Origin of the sequence: Segeticoccus rhizosphaerae, from assembly GCF_009192725.1 — a bacterium.
Taxonomy (GTDB): Bacteria; Actinomycetota; Actinomycetes; order Actinomycetales; family Dermatophilaceae; genus Segeticoccus; species Segeticoccus rhizosphaerae.
Window position 1 is genome coordinate 1 of record NZ_VOHR01000402.1, and the last position, 3,053, is coordinate 3,053.

Annotated in this window: 2 protein-coding genes and 1 pseudogene; all 3 read left to right on the forward strand. The window is 73.4% G+C overall.

The features are described from left to right. Positions 1–309, forward strand: a pseudogene (locus FRW57_RS19695) (glutamyl-tRNA reductase); the annotation flags it as partial. Continuing rightward, positions 306–1,358: a hydroxymethylbilane synthase gene (hemC, locus tag FRW57_RS19700; protein WP_152186844.1), complete on the forward strand. Its 1,053-nt coding sequence runs from the start codon at positions 306–308 to the stop codon at positions 1,356–1,358. The pseudogene FRW57_RS19695 and the gene hemC, both read left to right, overlap by 4 nt. 50 nt (positions 1,359–1,408) lie before the next feature. Then, complete coding sequence (locus FRW57_RS19705; protein ID WP_137121440.1) at positions 1,409–3,013, forward strand: bifunctional uroporphyrinogen-III C-methyltransferase/uroporphyrinogen-III synthase; 1,605 nt, start codon at positions 1,409–1,411, stop codon at positions 3,011–3,013. Positions 3,014–3,053: the final 40 nt, after the last annotated feature.

Genomic DNA, 3,053 nt, shown 5'->3' on the forward strand with positions numbered 1-3,053 from the left:
CGCCGGGCCAAGTCGGTCGCGCCGACCGTGGCGGCGCTGCGCTCCCGCGCCGCCGACGTCGTGGCCGCAGAGCTCGTCCGCCTCGAGCAGCGCGCACCATCGCTGTCGGAGGAGGAGCGCGCCGAGGTGCAGCTCACCGTGCACCGGGTCGTCGAGAAGTTGCTGCACGCGCCGAGTGTGCGGATGAAGGAGCTGGCCGTGTCCGGGGCCAGCGGCGACTACGCGCAGGCCCTGCGCGACCTGTTCGACCTCGATCCCCACGACGTCGCCACCGTCTCGGTGCCGCCCGAGCAGGGGGGCCTCGCATGACGATCCGGCTCGGCACCCGCCGCAGCGCGCTCGCGACCGCCCAGGCCACCTGGGTGGCCGACCGGCTGCGCCAGCTCGGCCACGACGTCGAGCTCACTCCGATCACCACCTTCGGCGACACCAGCTCCAGGCCGCTGTCCGAGATCGGTGGCACGGGCGTCTTCGCCACCGGCATCCGCCTCGCCCTGCACCGCGGGGAGATCGACGTGGCCGTGCACTCGCTCAAGGACCTGCCGGTGATCCCGGAGCCCGGACTGCACATCGCCGCGATCCCCGTCCGCGAGGACCCGCGTGACGCCCTCGTCGCCCGTGACGGACTCACTCTGGGTGAGCTGCCGTCGGGCTCCGTGGTCGGCACCGGCTCGCCGCGCCGCGCCGCCCAGCTGGCCGCGCTCGGCCTCGGACTGCAGGTGCGGTCGATCCGCGGCAACGTGGGCACCCGACTGGGACTCGTCGCAGACGGCACCTGTGACGCCATCGTGCTGGCCCGCGCGGGTCTCGCCCGGCTCGGGCAGCTCGACGTGGTCACCGAGGTCCTCGACCCGCTGCAGATGCTCAGTGCGCCGGGCCAGGGCGCCCTCGCCGTCGAGGTCCGAGCCGACGACCAGGCGATGGTGTCGGCGGTGGCCGTCCTCGACGACGACGACACGCGTGCCAGCGTGAACGCCGAGCGAGCCGTGCTCGCCGCGCTCGAGGCCGGTTGCACCGCCCCGATCGGGGTCCTCGCCGAGGTCTCCGAAGGGGACGCGGGGCAGACCGAGCTGTGGATCCGTGCCTTCGTCGGCGCGGAGGACGGCTCGGCGTCCCTGCGCCGCTCGACCTCCGGACCGACATCCCGTGCGCACGCCCTCGGCGAGCAACTGGCAGCCCAGCTGCTCGAGGACGGCGCCGACCAGATCACCGCGCTGCACGACGGGCCCCGTCCCGGCGACCCGCCGACCGAGCCACCGGGGGCGGGTGCCCGCAACCGGCCACCCGCCGCCTCCACCCCTGCCAGCCCGGCAAAACCGACCCGTCCAGATCAACCTGCTCCGGAGCGTGCCCAGTGAGCCCCATCCGCTCAGCCGCAACAGGCAAGTCCACCGTCCGCAAGTCCAAGATGCCCGCCCGTGTCGCCTTCGTGGGCGCCGGTCCCGGCGACCCGGGCCTGCTCACCCTGCGGGCTGCCGAGTTCCTCGCCGCCGCAGACGTGGTGGTGATCGACCAGGTCAGCCGCGAGGACTTCGTGGCGCGACACGCCCCGGAGGGGGTCGAGGTCGTCGACGCCGGACACGGTGAGCACGGCCAGCCACTGACGCATGCGTCGCGCGCCAAGCTCCTCGTGCGCACGGCCAAGGCCGCCGGCACCAACGACGGCCACAGCGGGCTGGTCGTCCGGCTCATGGACGGCGATCCCGCGACCTTCAACGGCCTGGCCGAGGAGGCCCTCGCCTGCCAGAAGGCAGGGATCTCCTTCGAGGTCGTGCCCGGGGTCAGCGCCATCTCGGCCGTCCCGGCATATGCCGGGGTGCCCCTCACCGCGGCGAGCTCGCCGTCGCTGCACGTGGTGAGCGGCGGGGACACCAAGGTCGACTGGGCCCGGTCCACCGGCTCCAACGTCACGGTGGTGGTCCTCGGCACCCCCGAGAGCCTGGCCAAGGCCCTCGGTGACCTGCTCGATGCGGGTCGCGACGCGGCGACGCCGGTCGCCGTCACCGAGCGCGGCACGACCATCACCCAGGTCACCCACACGACGACGCTCGGCGAGGTCGCCGCGCTGATGAAGTCGGCCAAGGTGCAGTTCCCGTCCCTCGCCGTGGTCGGGTCGACGGTGGACCTGCGCGACCGGCTGTCCTGGTTCGAGACCAAGCCGCTCTTCGGGTGGAACGTGCTGGTGCCACGCACCAAGGACCAGGCCGGCAGCATGACCGCCCGGCTGGCCTCCTACGGCGCCACCAGCGACGTGGTCCCCACGATCAGCGTCGAGCCGCCCCGCACCCCGCAGCAGATGGAACGCGCGATCAAGGGGCTGGTCACCGGTCGCTACGAGTGGATCGGCTTCACCTCGGTCAACGCGGTCCGCGCGATCCGGGAGAAGTTCGTCGAGTTCGGCCTGGACGCACGGGCGTTCGCCGGGCTGAAGATCGCCGCGGTCGGCGGCGTCACGGCGCAGGCGCTGCGCGAGTGGGGCATCGAGCCTGACCTGGTCCCTCAGCACGACCAGTCGGCCAAGGGGCTGCTGGAGGCCTGGGCTCCCTACGACGACGTGCTCGACCCGATCAACCGGGTCTTCCTCCCCCGGGCGGACATCGCCACCGACACCCTGGTGGCGGGTCTGCAGGACATGGGCTGGGAGGTCGACGACGTCACGGCCTACCGGACCGTCCGGGCCGCCCCGCCGCCCGCACCGGTGCGCGAGGCGATCAAGTCCGGCAAGTTCGACGCCGTCTGCTTCACGTCCAGCTCGACCGTGCGCAACCTCGTGGGCATCGCCGGCAAGCCGCACGCCTCGACGGTCGTCGCGTGCATCGGCCCCGCCACGGCCAAGACCGCGGAGGAGCACGGTCTGCGGGTCGACGTCCTCGCCGCCGAGCCGTCCGCTGCGTCGCTCGTCGACGGTCTCGCCGACTACGGCCTTGGGCTCGCTCTTGCCGCGGCCGAGGCCGGCGAGAGCGTGGTGCGGCCGAGCGCTCGCAAGACGTCGTCGCGACGCCGCGCCAAGTGATCGACGACGGCGCCGTCCCCCGGGTCACACCGGCGGGCCT